The 20,141-nt window shown below is 50.9% G+C and carries 24 protein-coding genes; 2 read left to right on the top strand and 22 right to left on the bottom strand.

Annotated elements, in window-relative coordinates; genetic code table 11:
• Positions 1 to 147: 147 nt before the first annotated feature.
• From FAZ14_RS01130 to FAZ14_RS01080, 11 genes are all read right to left on the bottom strand, one after another.
• Positions 148 to 339: an ogr/Delta-like zinc finger family protein gene (locus FAZ14_RS01130; protein WP_012769529.1), complete on the bottom strand. Its 192-nt coding sequence runs from the start codon at positions 337 to 339 to the stop codon at positions 148 to 150.
• Between the two features lie 97 nt (positions 340 to 436).
• Positions 437 to 1,621, bottom strand: coding sequence for a contractile injection system protein, VgrG/Pvc8 family (locus tag FAZ14_RS01125; RefSeq protein ID WP_153507919.1), 1,185 nt, complete (start codon positions 1,619 to 1,621; stop codon positions 437 to 439).
• Positions 1,618 to 2,112, bottom strand: coding sequence for a phage tail protein (locus FAZ14_RS01120; protein ID WP_038926232.1), 495 nt, complete (start codon positions 2,110 to 2,112; stop codon positions 1,618 to 1,620). Before FAZ14_RS01120 ends, FAZ14_RS01125 begins: the two co-directional genes overlap by 4 nt.
• 12 nt (positions 2,113 to 2,124) lie before the next feature.
• The gene (locus FAZ14_RS01115) at positions 2,125 to 4,158 is read right to left on the bottom strand and encodes a phage tail tape measure protein (protein WP_153507918.1); all 2,034 of its coding nucleotides are present in this window, start codon (positions 4,156 to 4,158) and stop codon (positions 2,125 to 2,127) included.
• Entirely contained in the window at positions 4,151 to 4,270 is a 120-nt protein-coding gene (locus FAZ14_RS01110) for a GpE family phage tail protein (protein WP_016942408.1), read from the bottom strand. The genes FAZ14_RS01115 and FAZ14_RS01110 overlap by 8 nt, the downstream gene beginning before the upstream one ends.
• A gap of 32 nt (positions 4,271 to 4,302) precedes the next feature.
• Positions 4,303 to 4,593: a phage tail assembly protein gene (locus FAZ14_RS01105; protein ID WP_016942407.1), complete on the bottom strand. Its 291-nt coding sequence runs from the start codon at positions 4,591 to 4,593 to the stop codon at positions 4,303 to 4,305.
• A gap of 62 nt (positions 4,594 to 4,655) precedes the next feature.
• On the bottom strand, positions 4,656 to 5,174 hold the full coding sequence (locus tag FAZ14_RS01100) for a phage major tail tube protein (RefSeq protein WP_016942406.1): 519 nt from the start codon (positions 5,172 to 5,174) through the stop codon (positions 4,656 to 4,658).
• Positions 5,175 to 5,188: 14 nt separating this feature from the next.
• Complete coding sequence (locus FAZ14_RS01095) at positions 5,189 to 6,358, bottom strand: phage tail sheath protein (protein ID WP_016942405.1); 1,170 nt, start codon at positions 6,356 to 6,358, stop codon at positions 5,189 to 5,191.
• Positions 6,359 to 6,584: 226 nt separating this feature from the next.
• Positions 6,585 to 7,196: a tail fiber assembly protein gene (locus tag FAZ14_RS01090; RefSeq protein WP_153507917.1), complete on the bottom strand. Its 612-nt coding sequence runs from the start codon at positions 7,194 to 7,196 to the stop codon at positions 6,585 to 6,587.
• 2 nt (positions 7,197 to 7,198) lie between these two features.
• Complete coding sequence (locus FAZ14_RS01085; protein WP_038926235.1) at positions 7,199 to 7,837, bottom strand: phage tail protein; 639 nt, start codon at positions 7,835 to 7,837, stop codon at positions 7,199 to 7,201.
• Positions 7,838 to 7,998: 161 nt separating this feature from the next.
• A complete protein-coding gene (locus FAZ14_RS01080; RefSeq protein WP_016942402.1) occupies positions 7,999 to 8,580 on the bottom strand; it encodes a recombinase family protein in 582 nt (193 codons plus the stop codon).
• Positions 8,581 to 8,616: 36 nt separating this feature from the next.
• Between FAZ14_RS01080 and FAZ14_RS01075 the strand changes: the two genes are divergently transcribed.
• Positions 8,617 to 9,105, top strand: a complete 489-nt coding sequence (locus FAZ14_RS01075; RefSeq protein WP_235914428.1) for a phage tail protein — start codon at positions 8,617 to 8,619, stop codon at positions 9,103 to 9,105.
• Positions 9,106 to 9,248: 143 nt separating this feature from the next.
• On the top strand, positions 9,249 to 9,815 hold the full coding sequence (gene smrA, locus FAZ14_RS01070) for a DNA endonuclease SmrA (protein ID WP_153507916.1): 567 nt from the start codon (positions 9,249 to 9,251) through the stop codon (positions 9,813 to 9,815).
• Positions 9,816 to 9,903: 88 nt separating this feature from the next.
• On the opposite strand, the gene FAZ14_RS01065 is transcribed toward smrA, so the two are convergent.
• The 11 genes from FAZ14_RS01065 to FAZ14_RS01015 all read right to left on the bottom strand — a co-directional run bounded on the left by FAZ14_RS01065 (position 9,904) and on the right by FAZ14_RS01015 (position 20,117).
• Positions 9,904 to 11,250, bottom strand: coding sequence for an MFS transporter (locus FAZ14_RS01065; RefSeq protein ID WP_016942398.1), 1,347 nt, complete (start codon positions 11,248 to 11,250; stop codon positions 9,904 to 9,906).
• 217 nt (positions 11,251 to 11,467) lie between these two features.
• The gene (locus FAZ14_RS01060; protein WP_153507915.1) at positions 11,468 to 11,695 is read right to left on the bottom strand and encodes a hypothetical protein; all 228 of its coding nucleotides are present in this window, start codon (positions 11,693 to 11,695) and stop codon (positions 11,468 to 11,470) included.
• Positions 11,692 to 13,116, bottom strand: coding sequence for a phage tail protein (locus FAZ14_RS01055; RefSeq protein ID WP_153507914.1), 1,425 nt, complete (start codon positions 13,114 to 13,116; stop codon positions 11,692 to 11,694). The genes FAZ14_RS01060 and FAZ14_RS01055 overlap by 4 nt, the downstream gene beginning before the upstream one ends.
• 229 nt (positions 13,117 to 13,345) lie before the next feature.
• Positions 13,346 to 13,957, bottom strand: a complete 612-nt coding sequence (locus tag FAZ14_RS01050; protein ID WP_016942395.1) for a phage tail protein I — start codon at positions 13,955 to 13,957, stop codon at positions 13,346 to 13,348.
• A complete protein-coding gene (locus FAZ14_RS01045; protein ID WP_153507913.1) occupies positions 13,950 to 14,858 on the bottom strand; it encodes a baseplate assembly protein in 909 nt (302 codons plus the stop codon). Before FAZ14_RS01045 ends, FAZ14_RS01050 begins: the two co-directional genes overlap by 8 nt.
• A gap of 4 nt (positions 14,859 to 14,862) precedes the next feature.
• Positions 14,863 to 15,213, bottom strand: a complete 351-nt coding sequence (locus FAZ14_RS01040; protein ID WP_153507912.1) for a GPW/gp25 family protein — start codon at positions 15,211 to 15,213, stop codon at positions 14,863 to 14,865.
• A complete protein-coding gene (locus FAZ14_RS01035) occupies positions 15,210 to 15,851 on the bottom strand; it encodes a phage baseplate assembly protein V (RefSeq protein ID WP_023639486.1) in 642 nt (213 codons plus the stop codon). Before FAZ14_RS01035 ends, FAZ14_RS01040 begins: the two co-directional genes overlap by 4 nt.
• Positions 15,852 to 16,164: 313 nt before the next feature.
• Positions 16,165 to 16,626 carry a phage tail protein gene (locus tag FAZ14_RS01030; RefSeq protein ID WP_016942391.1) on the bottom strand — a complete coding sequence of 154 codons (462 nt, stop codon included), beginning with the start codon at positions 16,624 to 16,626 and terminating at the stop codon, positions 16,165 to 16,167.
• Positions 16,627 to 16,668: 42 nt separating this feature from the next.
• Complete coding sequence (locus FAZ14_RS01025) at positions 16,669 to 16,872, bottom strand: tail protein X (protein WP_153507911.1); 204 nt, start codon at positions 16,870 to 16,872, stop codon at positions 16,669 to 16,671.
• Between the two features lie 836 nt (positions 16,873 to 17,708).
• Complete coding sequence (locus FAZ14_RS01020) at positions 17,709 to 17,930, bottom strand: hypothetical protein (RefSeq protein WP_153507910.1); 222 nt, start codon at positions 17,928 to 17,930, stop codon at positions 17,709 to 17,711.
• Between the two features lie 63 nt (positions 17,931 to 17,993).
• Positions 17,994 to 20,117 (bottom strand): replication endonuclease, encoded by a 2,124-nt coding sequence (locus FAZ14_RS01015; protein WP_153507909.1) that lies wholly within the window; start codon positions 20,115 to 20,117, stop codon positions 17,994 to 17,996.
• Between the last annotated feature and the right edge of the window lie 24 nt (positions 20,118 to 20,141).

Genomic DNA, 20,141 nt, shown 5'->3' with positions numbered 1-20,141 from the left:
CGTCAATAATACGTTTTGCTAATGATTGACGAGTAAAGCCAGAAAAAAACACTTTATGTGTATTTTAATGCATAAAAAACCCCGCCGGGCGGCGGGGAAAGACGGTCAGAAAAGTAAGGAAACACGGAGGGAGTGAGGAATAACGGGTTACTTGCGCTCGCCGTCAACCGGTTCAGTTTTGCCGGGTACCATGATGGAGCGGGTAATGGCTTCCATCGTCACGAACGTGTGACCGCAGTTGACGTTGGTGCACTGGTGGTAGCGCTCCTTGGTATTTTCAGACAGGTAGCGGCTGGAACGGGCATGAGCGGAATGACGGCACAAAGGACAATGCATCATTTTGAAATCACCTTATGTGTACGGGTTAGTTAAACATCTTATACACATAGTATAACATTGAATTTGAAAATGCAAATTAATGATTCGCAAATTCGATTTATTGAGTTGTTTCAGACAACAGCCCGTATTCGGCCACGTATTCAAGATCACTTGAGAGGATGTCAAGTTCCAGAGCTGAGGTGAACCCCTTGCCGGAAAGCTTATGTACCACGGATTTTATGTTCCATAACCGATCATTGATAACCTGTTTGAATCCTTTTAAGTTCAGCAGCATACCAGGGGCCAGGGACTCCATACCGGTGTGGAGTTGTACGGAAAAATCGACGCCTTCGCGTTGAATTTGAAACCACCGGCTGACAGCGACCATTGTCGCTTCTTCTTTATCACGGTATAGCTTCGAGAGTGTGCTCGCATTTTTGATGTCACCGGACAAGTAATTAGTGATCTTCTCACTGGAGTCCTGGGCACTACTGGTCGACTTGGCGGCTGGGTGGGCGGCGCTTGTGGTTTTTGCCGCCTCTTCTTTCGCTTTTATTCTCACGGCATAGGTTTTGGCGTCTTTGTAATCGTGCCATTTGGCAATCACGACTGGGGAAGATTTACGCTCTGTCACTTTGAATATGAACGAACTGCAGTCATGACGCTCGAGCGTTTTCGTCCCCATCGGTTTACCACTGACGCTGGTACCAAAACCACCTTCAAACAACGCTAATACGCCATTCTTAACCGTAACGGTAAAGTTATTGTTTCGACCTAGCTGAAATAATAATTCCGAGTCAGACTGGTTACTCTGTATAACGTCTTTCATTACGAGCTGTTCCAGCTTTTCTGAAATAGACAAGCTCAACTCATTTCGTACAGCAATGGTTTTAGCAAGATTGCCTAATGTAGTATTTTTATAACTTTCTTCTCGAGGGCTATTAAATGCCCCCCTGAAATTCATACTGTTGGCTGTAATACTCAGCTTGTCTGGGGAACCTTGGTAAGTTATTTTATCGACAATATAGACTCCCTTCGAGACTAGTGGTTTATTTTTCCACCCAAGGCTGATGCCAATATTCACCCCTTTTTCTGGCATGACTAATTTTCCATCGCTATCATCCAATTCCAGCGAAAGAGTATCTGATTCAAATCCAATGTTATCCGTCAATGTCAAGGAAATGAGCCGCATTTTTATATTTGAAGGTGTGGAAAGTTGCTCCTTCATTGATTTATCCCACAGCGTAATAAGGAAGTCTGGGGAGAGTTCGCTGCCTATTTCAATCTGATTTCTTGTAATCATGATAATAGTCCCTGAATAGTCGACTTGGCTGTTGAAAGCGCTGGGGATATTTTAGAGTCATAGAGTGCGGATGCTTGATCCCTGAGATCACCAAACATTGAGATCAGCGATTCGTCAACGCGTGTTAACGTCAGCGTGAAATTGATATTACGGGCACTACCATCGGAATACAGCTCTTTCCCAGTATATTCCACCTTAGTTATAACAAACATGCCGTAAATAGTACCGCTACCCTCAATAAGTGGCCAGGCCATGCCGGAATCTGCCATGTAATCCAGAGCGAGTCTGGCTACACGACTGGTAATTCCGGATATTTCCGGAATAAGAGCGCCACTTAATGTAATAGTTTCATCACCTTTCCCAAGATATTGATGAGAGTTACGCATGCCGATCCGGGCATTACCTTGCCAGTTGTAAGCGGCTTCTCGCTTAATTACGTTGTATGGCAGCGTGCGCAAGTGGAAAACGAATAATCCGAGTGAAAGCATCATAATAATTATTCCTTAATACGGGTGTAAAGTATTCATTTGACTTAAACGCCGGTCATCCTGTTGTTGTGAGTATTCATTCAATATACTTAACACTTTTTCATGAAGTTGTTCGTACTGTGTGCCCTCTGGCATACTGATCTGTACGTTGTTATTAATGACTCTATTATCAGCATAGTTCTGGTTTATTATCGGTGACAGCGCGCTGTAGTTCCCATAATTTATGCCGTTTAACGAATCTGTTACCGTCTCTGCTTGATAGTTTGGATCTGATACCACGGTGCTATTATCTATGGGAAGCGAACTACCAGTACCGGAACTAGTAGACTGTAGTGGGGGAGTAGTACCCAATGTGTCTTTTGCTTTTTTATGTTTTTCTAAATAATCGGCTGCAGTGGCTTCATACAAATCATTGCCAAATAAATAATTGTTACCCAGATATTTTTGCTGTTCAGGGTGCTCGGTATAATACCCATAGAGCTGCTCCGCCGCTTCAGAACCCATATAGGCCAACATATTTCCACGAGCTGTCAGTGATAAATCTTTAATTAATGGCAGTTTGGGTACCTTCGGTATCGCATTTAATATCGCTTTACTCATCGGGGTTGATGGTGTGTGTAATGGATTAACCATTGGCATATCAACGGCATCCGTTCCACTGAGCACTCCGGGTGTATTGCTCTGCGCAGAATTTGACGACGAGTGTGGCGTAAGCTTATCCAGTTGTCGGCTTCCCGCCTGGACGAGGTCGCGAGCTGTCCCTTCTGCCGATTCATACAACTTAACTTGTATGCTTTCTGTTTGGGATTGCAGCTTGCTGATATCACCTGCTAGCGTATTTTGCGAAGTATCATAAGATGTTGTCAGAACACCGGCAGAGTCTTGTACACGGTTGCGAAGTACCCCGGTGTTACCTTGATTCAGGCCCTGGATAAGGACATTCGCTGCGGCCCCTCCTTGACTGCCAAATATTGTATTGATGTATCTATCACGCTGAGATTGACTGACATGATCTTGTTCAAAGCGTTTACCTATTTGCTCCAGCGTTGTCAGCGGTGAAATCAGCTTTCCTTGTGCTGTAGACGGCACGATATTTAACTGAGATAGCAGTTGACGGGCAGTGTCGGTCGGTTTGTTGAGCCGTTGGATAAGTGCTTGTACGCGCGCACCATTGTTTTTCCCGTCGGCGTTATCAAGCCCGCTATCAGCCAGCGCACCTAGCATGATGCTGGTATCTTCGAAACTGACTCCAGCCTTATGGGCTGTAGGTGCGGCGGTTGCTAACCCTTCTTTAAAGCTGTCAAAGCTTGCTTCTGTCTTTTGGATGATCACGCTTGCCACATCACCGATATGTGCATAGTTAGCATTTTTCAGCTGAAAAGCACGATCGACTTCCATGAGTAGGGCAGCAGAATCATTGACAGAGCGTTGATTGACTTGTGATAGCGATACTGCTGTGGGTGTAACTGCGAGCACTGTGTTGTCGGTTGCCCCGAGATCAACAATAGCATGTTGTGCGCGAACCGCGTCGGCATGGGTAAGCGGTGTGGTATCCGCAATAGCTTTAGCCTGAGCGGTAAGATATTTGGCTATCTGATCATCAGGTTTCAAGCCAAGAGATGCCTGCAAACTTGCATTCTCACGAGAGAAGTCATACCCCGGCTCCATAATTTTCTGAACCGAAGTAACGGTGCCTGTCGCCAGATCCTCTGGGCTGATTGACGAGAGTTTTTCCATAACTTTGTCGCGCAGTTTGCCCAATAACCCAGGTTGTTTTTTTTCCTGGGGTGGCGATGAGGTATCAGTATGGGTCGGATCTTTTGGTGATGATGCTTCAGGTTTATCAGACTTTTTTTTGCCTGGGCGAGTTTTCCCCGGCCTGGCACCGGCCGGGGAGATCTCATTTACTGACGAGGACTGATTGCCGACAACCGTACCCTGCTCAGATTTAGCTGCTGGTATAGTGGGTTTAGTTGCGGGAGAGCCGGTATTTTTCCCCTGGCGTTTCATCGCACTGCTAACTATCTTAAAAACATTGAATTTAGGCATTGGTTTGTCCACTTCGTTCTAATGCCTTGGCGCGCCATCGGGTCAGCTCGGCCAGGCTCATTGGGTAAAGTTCTGATGGTGGCCAGTGAAATATCACGGCGATATCCGCCATCAAATCGTCAACCGTCAAGCTGGAGGGCAGCGTCAGTGTGCCGAGCTCGGTGACAAAAAACCGATCACCTTGCCAGCCAACTGAGTGATATCGGCAAGTTCAAGCGCACAAACGTCTGCTTCCGTCAAAATTGGGTAAGTAATACGTGGTAAAACCTTGATTAACGCATCTACATCTGCGTTAGCGAGTGCCGCTAGCCCGATGCCACGCAACGCGCCAGCGGTTGGTTTGATCAACGTAACTGATTCGATCAGGGTTTCACCGCGTTTAATTGGGGTATGCAATTTGATTACGTTTTCTTGTACTGTGGCTTCAGCCGTCATGATGAATACTCCAAAAAGTTGGTTTCAAAGAAATGGCCAGCCGTAGCTGGCCAGAACAGTGATTACAGGCCGATATTACGGCGGTGTTGTTCCAGGCGATCAACGCCGTTGACTTTTTCAATCATGTTGATGGTATCGATTTCAATCATATCGACGCCGTCAATGATTAATTTGTAGTAAGTGCATTGGGTGGAGATTTTCACTTCAGTTTCTTCACCTTGTTTGAGCTCGCCGCTATCAATTGACTTGTGGCGACCGCGCAGGACGATTTCGACAGCAGTGACATCACCGGTGTCGTCACGCTGATAAGAACCAGCGAAACGCAGCGGAACAGCATCAGCACCAGGCAGGGCGTACTGACTCCAGAATGTGGCATCAGGCAGGCCGCCCATACTCCATTCCAGTACCAGCGCCTCATTATCCAGACCAAAATCTACTGGTGCTGAACCATGCATACCGCCGCCACGGTAGTTTTCCAGTTTGCGGGTCAGTTTCGGCAGGGTGACGGAATGCACCTGGCCCATGTAGCTCATACCGTCATTGAACAGGTTGAGATATTTAAGTTTACGTGGCAGTGCCATGAGTCTGTCGCTCCTTAGCTGTTAACAGATGCAGCCAGGTTCACCAGATACTTGTCGGTGATACGCTGACGCAGCGTGAGGTTTTCCAGTGGCGGCACTGGGGTGTACTCGTAGTCGATGTACAGCTTGCCTGCCTTCAGCGTTTCCTTATCGTTGGCGCTTTCATCGAACCAGCAATTGGCATCGATAATGTAGCCATTGGATTTCAGTTCGCGGAATTTAGCCTTGATACCTTCGATGATGTCGCGGATCAGGGTGGCAGTTACCGGTTTGTCGACCGCCCACATGTGCGCTTCGGCCATGGTGTCGGCCAGTACTTGCGCCGTGCGGGTGTAGTTTTCAAACAGGAAAAGCGGATCGTCGGAGCAGGTGCGGTTACCCCAGAAGCGGAAACCGTCCTTGCGTACCAGCGTGGTGACGCCAGCCTGGTTCAGCAGGTCGGCATCGCTACCGATGGTCTGCAGATCCCAGTACACGCTCGCGGAGATGCCGGTAACACCGTTAACGCCGACGTTAGACAGGGTTTTATGCCAGCCGGTTTCCTGGTCGATTTTGGCACGCAGGCCCAGCGCACGCGCGGTGGCGTAAGCAGTTGCACTAGCATTGGTTTTGGTGTTCCAGGCGACGAAGTCTGGCCAAATCACCATCAATTCACGCTGGCTAAAGTTGCCGCGGTATTTGATGGCATCAGACAGGGTTTTGCAGCCATAAGCGCTCACGTAACCGAAGGCGCGCAGTGATTGGCAGATAGCCGCCAGCGCGGTAGCGACAGGCTGGGAATCCAGCCCCGGAACGCCGAGGATACGCGGTTTCACGCCAGTCACGGCCTGCGCGTCCAGCAGGGCTTTCATGCCGGTGTATTTACCGTTGGCATCGGCACCGCCGATGATGTTGGATACCGTTTCAGCCTCGTTGGCGCCTTCCGCTACGCGAACGACTACCGTAACCGGTTTGGTCTGGTCGCCGATGGCCTGCAACGCAGCAGCCAGGGTACCGGTTTTACCGGCTTTGCCTGCGGCGGTCAGTACATCGGTAATCAGTACCGGTGTATTCAGTGGGAAAGTGGCGGCGTCAGCATCCGGTCCAGTACAGACCATACCGACGATCGCGGTTGATACAGTTGAAATGACGCGGGTACCGTCGTTGATTTCGACGACCTGCGTACCGTGATGAAAATCACTCATCAAGAATGTCTCCTGTTGTGGGGTGCGAGTAATAGTGCCTTGCTACAAAAAAGAAGGCACCCGAATGGGGTTTGGTATCCGATGGCACAACAGGGGAATAAGCGAGGTGTTTAAATTTTTATTAAAAACAATCGGTTGAGTGAAAATAAAAAAGATGCCGTTGGAGTGAAAACGGCATCTTTGGCAGGGACACACCTCAGCAGAGGGCGTCAGTGTGAACGTGGAATCAGGCTGGCATGGTTGGCCAGTCAATAGCGGGCGCGGCAGACAGATCCACCCGGTTTAGCAAGACCAGATAGGTTTTCCAGTCCTTCAACGCCTGAGTTTCCTGTTCGCTCGCCATGTTCAGCTCAACCGCGTACTGCAGTACGGTCAGGCGCTTTTCCGCCTGCGTCAGGTAACTCGCCTGCTGCTGTTGAGCGGCAGCCAGCTGGGCGGCCTGTTTTGCCTTTTCATCCGTTACCCAGTTGTCACCTTGCCAGACATCATAGTCGGTTGTCGGCGGCAAGAGCGTCAGGGTATTGGGCAGATCGCCGGGTTGGCTTATCTGGGTGGACTGACGTGTCTGTTTATCGTAGGCGGTCTGCCCGCGATAATTGACAATGCTTTCCCAGATTAAACCGTCCTGACTGCGTACGCTCGTGTGACCAGCTTGCTCGTCCGGTGGCGTATCCGTAAAACTGTGTGCCGGAATGCCAACACCTTCCATCAGGTATTCCCGGGTGCTACCGATATATTCCCGTGTTTGCGGGTCAATATGGTAAACCTGAATATACCCATTACTGACACTCAGCCCTTGTTCATTCAGCTGAGTCGTATTTTCGTTTTGTGTTGTCATGATTAACCTGCCTTGACGATATAGCTAAAGGCGATATTGCGCGGACGGGTAGAACCATACCCATTAGCCCAGCCGTTATTATCCAGATCTTGTGCTCCTGCTGAGTCGACATTAATTGCAGAGCGAAGCATCTCATAATCTTTTTTATCTACTTTATCAAAACCCATGGCGAGATAAGTATTGGCTGCATCATTATTACTGTGGATTAGCGCACCAATGTTGACCGATGACAGTGTTGGATCTGATACAGTCAAGGTTCCTTTCTGCCAACTGAGAAGAGTGCGTCCAGTGTCGACATTTCTGCCGTCATCCCAGCCACGAATGAATTCGCCGCGCAGATCCGGTAACGAGCCAGTAGGGTACAATTTCGCCAGTTGTGGATATTTCGCAGTGTCAAATGCCTGACCGTTGCATTTCAGCCAGCCTTCCGGTGCATCTGCCAGCGGCCAGGGTTGCGGGATACCGACCAAATCTTTCAACCCGTCGGTCGTGGTAGGTTGCGTCGCCGGGGTATCTTGCTGGCTATCCGGGCATTTGGCACATCCAACGGTAATACTGCCGATATTAATCGGGCTGTTTTTGTACAGATTCTCTTTACCCAGGATCAGGTCCAGTGAACAAGGGGAGTTACTTTTTTCCATGTGTTTTCTCTCAATATGAATGATGTTGTTTACGCGAGTGATGTCGCGCTTGTATTATTTTTTGAAAACACAACGTATGCATTGAATGACTGTTTTTTGGAGGGTGGGAAAACATATAGCGGCTTCATTGTTTTAATTTAAATTATCATAATTAATATTCTTTATTTGGAATTGATTTCATTGTGGATGGATTCTTTCGTGGCAGGAAAATATTTATAAATGGTTTTGGCCGACACCCCAATAATATTGGCAATTTGCCAGCGTGTGGCTCCATTACTTAACAATGTTTTGGCATGATCAATCGTATCGGGTGTCATAATGCGACGCCGCCCACCAATGCGACCGGCGGCTCTGGCCGCCGCTAATCCCGCCTGGGTACGTTCGACTATCAACTCGCGTTCCATCTCAGCCAGCGCACTCATCACATGGAAAAAGAAGCGGCCAGCAGGCGTAGAAGTATCAATGGCATCTGTCAGGCTGCGAAAATGAATACCACGGCTTTGCAGGTCAGACACCATGGTAATCAAATCGCGCACACTGCGGCCCAGTCGGTCCAGTTTCCAGACAATCAGTGTGTCGCCACGTTTAAGTTTACGCAATGCGCGTTTAAGCCCCGGTCGTCTGGCATTTTTGCCGCTGGCCTGATCTTCGAAAATTAGCTCACAATTTGCACTATTTAGTGCATTTTTCTGTAATTCGGTGTTTTGATCGCTGGTCGATACCCGGGCATAACCGATAAGCATAACGTAACCTCCTGAAAAGGCTGATTGTATTTACCTGTGAGCTTTCTCGCAAACCTGGGTTTAAGCGACACGCTCAAAATCGCGGATATCGTCGGCATTCCGTTGCCCTGGCCACAGGCGACGCCGCCTGCTGGCTGGCTCAAATGCAACGGTCAGGCTTTCGACAAAAACGCCTTCCCGAAACTGGCGCAGGTCTACCCCGGTGGCGTGTTACCGGACCTGCGCGGCGAATTTATTCGTGGCTGGGATGATGGACGTGGGGTGGATAGCAACCGAAATTTGCTTTCACTGCAAGGGGATGCAATTAGGAACATCACCGGGTTTGTAAGCGGCGCTTTCGTTGCATTTGATGCATTTCAGGGCGCATTTTTTGACACCGGTAACCGAACTGCAATATCGCCATCCTCAACAGTTGGGATACAAATGAACGATGACTTTGCGTTCGATGCCTCCAGAGTGGTGCCGACAGCCAACGAAAACCGCCCCCGCAATATCGCCTTTAGCTATATCGTGAGGGCTGCCTGATTATCTGGTTATATAAGTCTCATTGAGGTCAAACTGCTATCACGCGGTGAGGAAACTCGCCGCGTTTCGGCTTACCGGGTGATATTTGATGGCGCTCTGGTTATAGTAGGGGTGTAGTTAAGTAGATTATTGCGAGTGACACGATGACTCCTGACGAAAAAGCCCTATTCCTTAACGCCATGGACGATGTCAAACCGCTGAAACCGTCCTCAACCGTCGTTCACCTGAAGTCCTCTTTCCCGAATGTGACGCCTCATCGTGTGCAAGAACCCGAGCTGGATAATTTCCTGATTACTGGATTTTTGGATCTGGTTTCGTGTGACACACCATTGGAATTCAAAAGAGAAGGCATCCAGCAAGGGGTGGTGGACAAATTACGTCAGGGAAAATATGCGCTGGATGCCAGCCTGAATTTGTTGCGACAACCCATCGAAACCTGTCGACAGAATCTGTTCGTGTTCATGTTACGGGCACAGCAGGAGAATTTGCGCAATTTGCTGATCATTCATGGTAAAAGTCGCCATGATAAGTCGCATGCCAACGTGGTGCGTAACTACCTGTTTCGTTGGTTGCAGCAGTTTGATGCGGTGCAGGCATGTTGTGTTGCTCAGCCATTTCATGGTGGTACTGGTGCCTGTTATGTGTCGCTGAGAAAATCAGAGCAAGCCCGACAGGATAACCGCGAGAGGCATGCTAAACGTAGCCGGTGACGAATTTGGTTTATCTGATAACAAAAACGCCCGGCTGACCGGGCGTTAATGCATTAATTGTTCAACGCTAAACTAAAATAGCTCAACGCTAATAACTCAATTCTGCGATGGAGGGACGACTATGGCCGAATTGCCCCTTGGCGAAGATCATCAGTGATGTCAGTAACGCCGGAATGGCAAGAATAGTGAACATAGCGCTCAATCCCCACCCCATACTGACAACTTGTGCACCGGCAAACGCACTCATGATGGCCCCCATGCGCCCAATGCCGTGCATCCAGCCGGAACCGGTGGCTCGGGCCTCAGTCGGATAATAACGCGCAGACAGTGCATTCATACCGGTGTTGGCACCGTTGAGGCAGAAACCACTGCTGAAAGCCACCACAGCCAGGAGCATGAAATATGCATGAGTGACGCCAATCATTGCTGTGGCAACACCGCCGGCGGCATAAATGATGCCCAGCGCCAGATGTGGATTAACCCGGTCCATCAGCCAACCGGCAAATAACGAACCGAATGTACCACCAGCCTGATAGAGTGCCGTGATGACGGTCGCTTCGGTCACGCTCATGCCCGCTTCTTTGATAACGGTCGGCAACCAGCTTCCCAGCAAATACACCATGAACAGGCCAAAGAAATAGCCGCCCCACAACATAATACTGCCGAAACGATAAGAACGGGACAACACTAGTCTCACGGCAAACGCCGGTGGTTTTTCCGCTATCGGCATGGCAAACAGGCTATCGGCCTGGGTCACGCCGGGGGCTATCTTGTCCACAATGTGGTGTATCTGCCGTGAGTCCGCACGCTTGCTAACCAGAAAACGTACTGATTCGGGTAGTTTTAACAGCAGGAATGGCATTAATAACAGCGGCAAAATCCCCCCTAGCAGCAAGACAGAATGCCAGCCCCATTGAGGAATCATCCATGAGGCCGCAAATCCACCACTGGCGGCACCGAAACTAAAACCGCAAAAAACCACGGTAATGATGAAGGAGCGTTTTTTCTCTGGAGCAAATTCTGAAACTAGCGTACCCACATTTGGCATCGCCGCTCCCAGACCTAACCCGGTCAAAAAGCGGAAAATGACCATGTGCTGCACGTTTTCGGAAAACGCTGTCAGTAGTGTCCATAGACCAAACAAAAACACACTGGCGATGATGATAGTTTTACGCCCACGCCAGTCTGCCAACGGGCCAGACACCATGGCCCCCACAGCCAGACCAATCAATGCCGCGCTGATAACCACAGCTAACTCTGCATTGCCAATTCCCCACGCCGTTTTCAGCGAAGGAGCAATAAACCCCATGATGGCGATGTCCATACCATCAAGCGCAATAATGCAAAAACACAGGAGAACGATCAGTTTCTGGTAAGCGCCAAGCGGGCGCTGGTTAATCAGCTGTCGTACGTCAATCGCGGTGGAACCTGTCACGCTTTTTCTCCAACAATACCGCTAAATGTTCACAATGGCTTACACTGTAAACAATTATTTCCGATAGGGAAATACAGGGATGGAATAATTTTTATCGAGATAGCGTACAGACGCGTTGGGATGAAGGAGGATCAGTGAAGGGACTATCGGGTGATCAGGGATAATAGACAACCTGAGGTATTAAACCGCAGGTTGTCTACCTATTAACTGCGAAGTGTTAAGGCGTTAGCAGTGACAGTGGTTGTTGCCGATAATCAACGGAGTAGGCTGCATCACCGTAAAACTTGCCATCACCCGCATTATAGTATGTACCTGGCTGGGCTGGCTTATCATCACTGACGTCTATCAGATAGTAATCCGGCACAGCGAAGTTCTCATCAGCAACAATGACATTTTCGACATAGTTATTGCCGGTTTTAATAAGCGCATATTTTTTGTTCATCATGAGTACTCGTAAATAATAACAATACCGTCAGCGCCAGCACCGGAGAGCTTGGCGGATATAGTCGTTGTAGTACCTGGCGCGCAGCACGTTCCGCTGCCACCAGCTCCTGGTCCTGCGATTGTGCCGCTATTTCCGACACTAGAATTACCTGCCAAAGGGGCGTTGCCGGATAACTTGCTGGCTCCCCCATATCCGCCCAACTGCCCAGTTGGGCCCAGGTATCCCCAGCCACCTGAATGCCCATTTTCCGCGTTAATCAGCATGTAACCCGCCTCTTGGGTAAAACTCCAGCTACCTGGATGCCCAGGGATAGCTGATGCGCTTGGACCATAAACTCCATAATACTGCTGCTGCAAGTAGCAGAAGTAGGCTGTCGTCCCTCCGGTTGCTACTTGGCTGCCAAAAGAAGTATTGCCTCCCGCGTTGCCAATTGTTCCTATAGTGGGGCTCCCTCCCGCTCCAATTACGATAGCAATGTCTTTGAGTGTGGTTTGTTTGAGATCAACCAGAAATTTGAGGTAACCGCCGCCGCCGCCACCACCACCTGATGAGGTGTAAGTATTAGCATCAACAGTTGGTGCGCTTGTGCCACTGGCTCCTGCCCCTACCATTTCTACGATGATTTTCTGTGTACCTGCACTCGGGGTATAGTGCCCTGATGAGGTGTACTTGATGGTTTGCAGATAGCGGCCGGAGAACTTGTCGCTTAAACCCAGGTTTGCGAGAAAAGCCGATTTATCGGCGATATCGGCACCGTTTTGCTCTTTGAGCAAGGCAGTGTTTTTGACAAATGCAGTGGTGGCCAGTTGGGTGGAGTTTGTGCTTTTGTCCGCAGTCGGGGCACTTGGCACGCCAGTCAGCGCAGGGCTGTTGAGCGGTGCGTACTGTGGGTGAGGGTTGGCGGCGGTGATATGCGCGTTGAGCTGGCTATCGGCGTACGCTTTTACCTCAATTGCTTTATCGTCAACGTATTGTCGTGTTGCCAGCACGACCGCCGGGTCGATTTTCAGGGTGATGGCGTCAGCGCTATTCACAATCAGGATCATGCGGACGGTTTGCACCCGGCCTGAGCCTTCTTGCAACTGCGGTTTATAGGTGTCGGCGCAGTTTGCTACGGCAATCAGGTCGCCGTCGCTGTCATACAGGCCGATTTCGCGAATCCACCAGCCGCCTTCGGTTTCAGGAATAACCTGCTCGGCGATGATTTGGTTAGTGTTTTTGGGATCGACACTCAGTGCATTGAGCGGCGCACGACGTTTCTCGTTGACCAACTTAGTTTGGGCTGGCGTTGGGGTTGGCAGACTGCCGCCGCCATCGCCCACGGCCATTTGCGTGATAGCCAGATGGCTACCCAACGCGGTGGCGTTGGCCAACTTCGCCGCGCCGATATTCGTCAGTAAAGCAAAGTATTTTGTACTCATGCAGATTACTCATACGGTTAACAGGGTAGGATGCCGTTGTGGCATCGGGGATGCTGGGGTGCTGACTGGTGATAACCAGCCGGCTGAACCCCGGCTGTGATTGCGTCACGGTAGTATGCGAGAGTGTCTGTCAGGCCGCATCTGGTGGGTGTTGGCGCAAGGCGCAGACAACATCGGGGAGCGGCACATAAAAAAAGCCAGCGCAGGCTGGCTTGGCGAGGGGCGTGGATTAACCGCCGACGTTCAGGTCGTCAATCAGATGAATCGCACCACCGGTAAATTCTTCGCCCGAAATACTGATGGTTTCTGGGAAGTAGGGGTAGATGGTTAACTCATCACCACTGTAAGAGCTGGCGCCCAGTGAGACGGTACCTTGCGTGTCCAGATTGATATTCAGCCCTAACATCTGACGGCTGACGGGTTTGGCATCGGCAATCAGGCGTTCCAGTTCCTGAAAGGACTCCTCTGTAATGCCCGATTCCTGGATGCCGATATCCAGCCGGAAGGTGCCGGGAACGTCACCGGTTTGCCACCACTCTTTGATGCGAATCAGGTATCCCAGCGGTTCAACCACCCGGCGCAGTGCGCCGATAGTGCCCTTATGCCGATGGATAAAAAACGCATCTTTGATGACTTTTCGTTTGACGGCTTCCGACCAGCTTTCATCCCAGCGATCAACCGACCATGTCCAGGCCAGATAGGGCAACAGCTCGACCGGGCAGGTGTCGGGATTCCAGATCTGGCGCAGGGGAATCGGCACGTTTTCCAGACTGGCATCGGTCGTCGCGACCGCATGCTCCAGTGTGGATGAACCGGGGGGAAGCAGCGGGCTTTTATTCATCCGTGCCCCCCAATATCAGGGTATAGCCAGTGCAATGCGATGCCTGGGTATCATCCAGTACGATATCAGCGGCCGGACTGGCTAACTCTACCCGCTGAACGCCTTCCACATGCAACGCCGCGTAAATGGCCGATCGGCGAATGTCGCGTCCCAAGCGGTGCTGGGTGGTGACGTAACTCTGTAGCTTCTTCTCGGCAGCAGCACGTATCGGTTCGGCTTCCGGTCCGGGGTACAAATACAGCGTGGCATTGATGTTGTAAGGAACGATCACCGCTGATTTGACGGTGACCCGATCTGCCACCGGCCTGACATCTTCGGCGTTGAGTGCGGCGTTAACGGTGGCGATGAGCACGTCGCTGGCGGTACCGTCATTTTCCCGTGACAGAACCGATACCAGTACCTCGGCAGGGCCAGGGCTGATAACCGAAATGTCGGCGACCTGGCCGCTGGCGCTGCGCCCATGAAACTGGTACGCGCCGATCGAGCCCGCCACACTCAGCCCTTCATAAGCCTGTTGGATACGCAGGCGAAAATCGGTATCAGACTCCATCACTGCGGCGGTCGGAGGAACGGTGGTCGCGTCGGCCGGGGTGATCACCAGTCGCGATACGTTAACGTTAGCACCCAACTGATCCAGGTCGTTGCCACGGGAAAACGCCAGCATCCCAGCCTGAGCGGCTTCGTTGATGCGTTGGCGTAACAGGAGTTCGCGATAGGCGTTTTCCTGCAGCAGTTTTACCAACGGCTCTGACTCGAGGGTCAGGGTACGTGCAATGGCGGCACGTTCATCGTCACTGTAAAGCGATAACAGCGTTTCCTTGCGCGAGGCGTACAGGGTTTCATAATCCAGCGTTTCCACGACGCTTGGGGCGGGTAACTGACTTAAATCGATAATGGGCATGATCTCAGCTCACAGGAATGGTTAACGAAAGGGATGTGCTGTTGCCGGACAACGTGCCGGAAATATCCACAATCAACTGGCCGTCGTAGTGGCTTTCCATTGAGATGGACGTCAGCGTCAGGCGGGGTTCCCACTTCAACAGCGCGACATAGCAGGCAGCCTGAACCTGTAGCTTCAGGGCGGGTGTATGCGGTTGGTCGATAAGTGTGGACAGCAGCGAGCCATAATCGCGCCGCATGATCCGGCTGCCTTGCGGGGTGGTGAGAATATCGCGCACGCTCTGGCGCAAATGTTCCAGATCGCTCAGGCTGACGCCGGTGTTGCGATTCATGCCGGTGTACGATGCGCTGGTCATAAAGGTCCTCCTGTTGTGCCGCCGCCACTTTGTACGCCGCCGTGTTGATGGGTATGGACCACCACTCCATTAGAGGAGAAACTGCCCCCTGAATGGGTGACGCTGCCTGTGATGCTGCCGCCTTGCTGTACTTCGATGGTCTGAGTAATCAGCTTATGCGTACAGACGACTTCCGGCGTATCCAGCGTGATGCGTTCGCTGGCGTTGATGGTGACGTTTTTTGTGGTAACGGACACGGATTCTGCCGCAACGACAGTGGCGGTTTTGATGCCGGTGACGGTCAGTGCGCCGTTCGCTGGTTCATATTCCATCACAGCACCATCGGGAAAACGGATGTGGCAGGCATCCGCAGAAACCGATGGTGCAGGGTGGTTATCGCTATAAATACCCGGTACGACAAAAGCCGTGTTGAGCTCGCCTCCTATAGCAAGTATGAGTACCTGTTCACCCACCGACGGTGCCCACCATTCGCGGGAACTCCCCGCGCGACGGGACAGCCAGTGGAGCCATCCGGTGACCATGCCACCGGTCTGCACGCGACAGCGCGCCTGTTGGGTATCAACTTCAGTAACGACGCCGATACGAATCAGGTTACGCAGCGCACGCTGGATTTCGGAGAGATATTCGTATGTATTCATGGTGGGAAGCATGCGTCTTCCCAGTGAATGAGACAATTGTCCACGGTTGTGTGGCTACGGATACCACCGGTAGTTGCATTATTTGTTGCGAGGTAAACGCTGAATAACCTGGCATGAGAGATAAGGGAAAATGAATACGAAAAAAACGCCGATAGAATGGTGATGACAAATCGGAGATAAATAAAATAATAAGAAAGTAATATCAGAAATCACTCTATGGCAGAAGGAATTTATCTGAGGCGGAAATGGGGTAATAGTAAAAAATAGGCCGTTTTCACAACGGCCTTTATGGGGACAGTGTTATTTCAAATAATCAGTTGCTTTTCCATTGACTGATCAATTCCCCAGCGATATAGAGCGCGGTGGGTCGGCTAACCGGTTCAGGCGGAGTGGGTTCCGGTTCGTAATTGACCTGCACGGTCTGGTTTAGTTCGCTGACGCGATTACGTTCAGTCAGGTTAAGACGAATAGACAGCGTGCTGGTATTATCAGCATTATTATCAATGGTGAAACTAATACCTTTATTGCGAATGCTTTCCCGCGTCAGTAAATCGGGCTGGTTTTGGCGCACCCAAAGTAACAGCGTGACGAAAAGTGTATCGGGGTTATCAGCGAAATTATTCAGCGTCAGTAGCAGCTGATAACGGTATTCGAATGACAGGGAGGGTTCCTGCAACGCAGCAATTTCACCTTCCTGGATCCGAAACTGTAATGCATTACTCAATGACGGTAATGCTGTGGTCAGTGCAAGTCTGAGGCTTTGCGGTTTTTGCATAGTAAGGTTCCTGGTGTGGCGGCGATCGTCAGCGTAGGCTGATTATTCCCAAATATTGATACTTTCCTGAGAACTGGACACGCTGATATCGGGCAGGGTAACGGCAGTGCCGTGTGGCAGAATGGGGCCAAGGTCTGCCAGTCCTGGGTTGGACTGCATGACGGTTTCAACTACGCCCTGCGTACGGCCGTAATAGCGGTAACAGAGCGCATCCAGCGAGTCGTCCTGATGAGCGTAGATTTTCATGTGACACCTTTGAGTGCAGATAAAATAAGGCCGAATAAAACGGGCTGTTTCTGATTCGTTATCCTCCCGAGGATCAGCCTCAACTGCAATGCAGGCGCGGTGTGGCGCTGATAGCACAACAACATATATACCCGTCATACTTCAAGTTGCAGGTGTGTTGGCTGCGTTACTCGGCCCATCAATGGGCCTCGCCCTTCGGGCCGCTGCAAGCAGCGTTCAAATCGGCGTATGCCGATTTGTCGCTCACCCGAGTCACTTACCTGAGTAAGCTCATCGGGATGAAATGAGAGACATCCTGTCTCTCACCAGAGGCCAGCCGTTGGCTGGTCAAATTCGTTCCCAACGAATTTGTCGCTCTCTTGCCGCATTACAAGGCTCTCATGAGCCTTGCCCTAAAGGGCCAACGCGTAGCGTTGTTCAACACGCAAGCGTGTTGTCCTGCAACTCGAATTATTTAGGGTATAAGTGCGTTGTTATGTCATTCGAATTATTAAAAGGGAGGATGGGGAGATATGACAGAACCTATCCCACCAGGCTATTTCCTCCATTATCGCGCCAGTTGGGATAGGTTCTTAATTTTACCTTGCTGTATAAAACGAAAAAAATATTACCAACGAACAGGTCTGCACTGAGTCAGTTATTACAATTCATGCCCAAAACGTATATTCCGGGTTTAATCGGATTGGCCGCTATTATCAAACGGTCTGGATACGAAAAAAAATGTTGCTGTGTATAAGTCTGGCGCATTGGCCACAGAGAAAATCCATTAATTTGCCCGTGCATCTGGTTAAATAACCAGGCGTTTCATGCCGGTCGTTATTATCCATCGCAATCCCTCACAACGATTGTTGCTCTAACCATGCCTTTAGCCGTTGTCCATCACCACTGCTCTTCAGAAATTGCTGATAATCACTATGCGGGAGCTCGCCGTGAGATAAGTCGGCGATTAGCGACATGGCGATTTTCATTTCTTCAGGATTGCATTGTGATATCAAAGACATATCGGCAATTAATCGAATCCTTGACAAGGTCAGCTCTCTGCTTTCAGTCTGTTCCACGGTACCTCTTCCATTGTGAGACTGTATTTATATACAGTACTTTATTCAGTAATATTCGTCAACTCATAAGTGCAGGACCTGTGTGTCCATGATGCGCTTTCCATCAACGGCGGATATAGCTTTATTCCTAATTTCATCAATCAGTTGCCCGTCAACGCTGACCCTGGCGCCGCGAACCAGAGCCTCCCGTTCCCAGCGTGAAAGGTGAATACCTTGTTGTCTTAACCGGGGGCCTAATGACGCCAGTTTGTCACGCTGGAAATTGGTTAATCGTGCTGAAGGAACACGAGGAATATCACGGTATGACGACGGGAGTGCGGCCCGTGAAATCCCCACTCCACAGTTATTGACAGAACTCCAAGGGAGAGCGGACCGATGCCTGTCGGTTTCGTCGTGGCGAGTGGTACGGTTTTTGGCCACGATTCGCCATTCATCTGGCCGGGTGGGGAAGACGCGTTCACTGCCGCACTGGACAGAAAAAATACCGACGGTACGCACGATCGTTTCATCATAAGCGTTGAGTCGTTCGCTGGCGGCTCTGGCGACGCGAACCGACTGGCATTTTCGGGCAACGTTGGCACCCCCTTGCGCTTCAATATAGGCAGCAAAGTCGCCGTGGTCGGCGGCATATCTCACGCGTTCGGCTTGATCGCCCAATGCGCCAGCCAGAGAACGGCTGCGAATGCGTCGGCATTCCCGATAGGCACCGACGGTAGGCAGGCCAATAAAATGAAACTGGGGGATGCGCCACAGCGATGCCCATGCAGAAGCGGCGGCCGCCATATCTTTCAATGGTTTTCCCGTTTCATGGTCTGTTTCATCGTCCAATGCATAGCCGTCGATATTTTTGGCAATGTATTTGGCAACATAAGCCGTTGCACCGCCTTTGTTGATGTGTTTGCAGTCAAACAAACGTTGCGCTGCGACGCTGTTTTCCTGTTGCAGCACATAACGCCGCAGGATATCGACAATCGCCTGACGCTGCGCACGCTCGCAATACAGCATCAGGTGCCAGTGCGGCGTACCATCATGATGCGGTTCGACGACCCGTAGACCGTAAACGGATAACTTGCGGTCTTTGAGTGCAGTACGAATTTTGCTCCACAGCTTGACCAAATAATGTTGAGTCATTTTGGGCGATGGGCAATCCGGCATCCATCCGGTGTTAGGCAATATCTGGTCGTGATTACGGGTGCGGGTGGGGTGGTAATGCCCAGGGGCCGTTAGCGTGACCAGCATACCGATGTGTTGATGCGCTGTGGCATAACGTTCAATGCCTGCCAGCATCGCCATCAGTTCCATACGGCGAATACTGGGGTTAGCGATACTGGACATGACTTTATCGATCAGATCCACGCGCTCACCACTGCGGGTATTTTCCAAATCCCGACTTTTCAGGAAATCCAGCGTCGCCAGTCGGCGGTAGTGACTCTCTTGCCAGGCCTGACGGCTGAGAAACGGCGATGCCGCACGGCTGACTTCGCCGCTGGCAATCCACAACGCTTCACGCCAACGGCTACGCTGGATTTTTAACTGGCGCTCCCACCAGCGCGGGGTTACCAGCCGCATGATACCGGCGCAGGCTTGTTCTAGCGTGAGCGTTCCACTCTGGTGGCGATGCCAGTATGCCGGGGTTACGTTCAGTGCCTGTGCCAGCGTCGCCAATTGACCATAGAGACGGGTTTGTATCTCGTCACTGAATAGTGGCATGTGATGATTGCCGCTACACGCCTGCAAGTAGTGATCGCAACGCGCGTTGTAGGCATCATTCATGTGACCGGCGATACGGCTGGCAAATGCAGACAGCACTCGATCTGGCATGTCCGGCAGTTGGTGGTATTGTTCCGCCTCACTGATGAAGCGTGAAGAACGGCGAGTGTTCATCCGGTAACGGGAGTTAACGGCGTCGATTCGGGGCCACAGCCGACGATGAACCACCGCTAACAGGTAGTTAAACGCGGCCTGTAGCCCCTGATGTTGCTTGAGATACTCGAAGCGTCGCCGAAAGTGATCAGCGAGGAAACGCGGTAACAGCGCCAGTTGATACAAGACTGCCTGCCCTTGTCGCAGTGTATCTGAAGACAGCGTACTGGATTCGGGCAGAATAGCCGTACGGGGGGCATTCCAGGCATATGCCCAGCGTTGTTCCCCGTTATCGGCACTTTTTTCGCTGTTGTCAGACGTCATAACCAGCCCGCGTGTTGTTTACCC

The organism is Dickeya oryzae (assembly GCF_009372235.1).
GTDB classification, from domain to species: domain Bacteria; phylum Pseudomonadota; class Gammaproteobacteria; order Enterobacterales; family Enterobacteriaceae; genus Dickeya; species Dickeya oryzae.
Note: the sequence above shows the minus strand (reverse complement) of the source record. Positions and strands in the feature narration are given on the sequence as shown.

Coding starts and splice junctions, on each gene's coding strand:
- FAZ14_RS01130 (WP_012769529.1), bottom strand. CDS start 339: ATGATGCATTGTCCTTTGTGCCGTCATTCCGCTCATGCCCGTTCCAGC.
- FAZ14_RS01125 (WP_153507919.1), bottom strand. CDS start 1,621: ATGATTACAAGAAATCAGATTGAAATAGGCAGCGAACTCTCCCCAGAC.
- FAZ14_RS01120 (WP_038926232.1), bottom strand. CDS start 2,112: ATGATGCTTTCACTCGGATTATTCGTTTTCCACTTGCGCACGCTGCCA.
- FAZ14_RS01115 (WP_153507918.1), bottom strand. CDS start 4,158: ATGCCTAAATTCAATGTTTTTAAGATAGTTAGCAGTGCGATGAAACGC.
- FAZ14_RS01110 (WP_016942408.1), bottom strand. CDS start 4,270: ATGGCGGATATCGCCGTGATATTTCACTGGCCACCATCAGAACTTTAC.
- FAZ14_RS01105 (WP_016942407.1), bottom strand. CDS start 4,593: ATGACGGCTGAAGCCACAGTACAAGAAAACGTAATCAAATTGCATACC.
- FAZ14_RS01100 (WP_016942406.1), bottom strand. CDS start 5,174: ATGGCACTGCCACGTAAACTTAAATATCTCAACCTGTTCAATGACGGT.
- FAZ14_RS01095 (WP_016942405.1), bottom strand. CDS start 6,358: ATGAGTGATTTTCATCACGGTACGCAGGTCGTCGAAATCAACGACGGT.
- FAZ14_RS01090 (WP_153507917.1), bottom strand. CDS start 7,196: ATGACAACACAAAACGAAAATACGACTCAGCTGAATGAACAAGGGCTG.
- FAZ14_RS01085 (WP_038926235.1), bottom strand. CDS start 7,837: ATGGAAAAAAGTAACTCCCCTTGTTCACTGGACCTGATCCTGGGTAAA.
- FAZ14_RS01080 (WP_016942402.1), bottom strand. CDS start 8,580: ATGCTTATCGGTTATGCCCGGGTATCGACCAGCGATCAAAACACCGAA.
- smrA (WP_153507916.1), top strand. CDS start 9,249: ATGACTCCTGACGAAAAAGCCCTATTCCTTAACGCCATGGACGATGTC.
- FAZ14_RS01060 (WP_153507915.1), bottom strand. CDS start 11,695: ATGATGAACAAAAAATATGCGCTTATTAAAACCGGCAATAACTATGTC.
- FAZ14_RS01055 (WP_153507914.1), bottom strand. CDS start 13,116: ATGAGTACAAAATACTTTGCTTTACTGACGAATATCGGCGCGGCGAAG.
- FAZ14_RS01050 (WP_016942395.1), bottom strand. CDS start 13,957: ATGAATAAAAGCCCGCTGCTTCCCCCCGGTTCATCCACACTGGAGCAT.
- FAZ14_RS01045 (WP_153507913.1), bottom strand. CDS start 14,858: ATGCCCATTATCGATTTAAGTCAGTTACCCGCCCCAAGCGTCGTGGAA.
- FAZ14_RS01040 (WP_153507912.1), bottom strand. CDS start 15,213: ATGACCAGCGCATCGTACACCGGCATGAATCGCAACACCGGCGTCAGC.
- FAZ14_RS01035 (WP_023639486.1), bottom strand. CDS start 15,851: ATGAATACATACGAATATCTCTCCGAAATCCAGCGTGCGCTGCGTAAC.
- FAZ14_RS01030 (WP_016942391.1), bottom strand. CDS start 16,626: ATGCAAAAACCGCAAAGCCTCAGACTTGCACTGACCACAGCATTACCG.
- FAZ14_RS01025 (WP_153507911.1), bottom strand. CDS start 16,872: ATGAAAATCTACGCTCATCAGGACGACTCGCTGGATGCGCTCTGTTAC.
- FAZ14_RS01015 (WP_153507909.1), bottom strand. CDS start 20,117: ATGACGTCTGACAACAGCGAAAAAAGTGCCGATAACGGGGAACAACGC.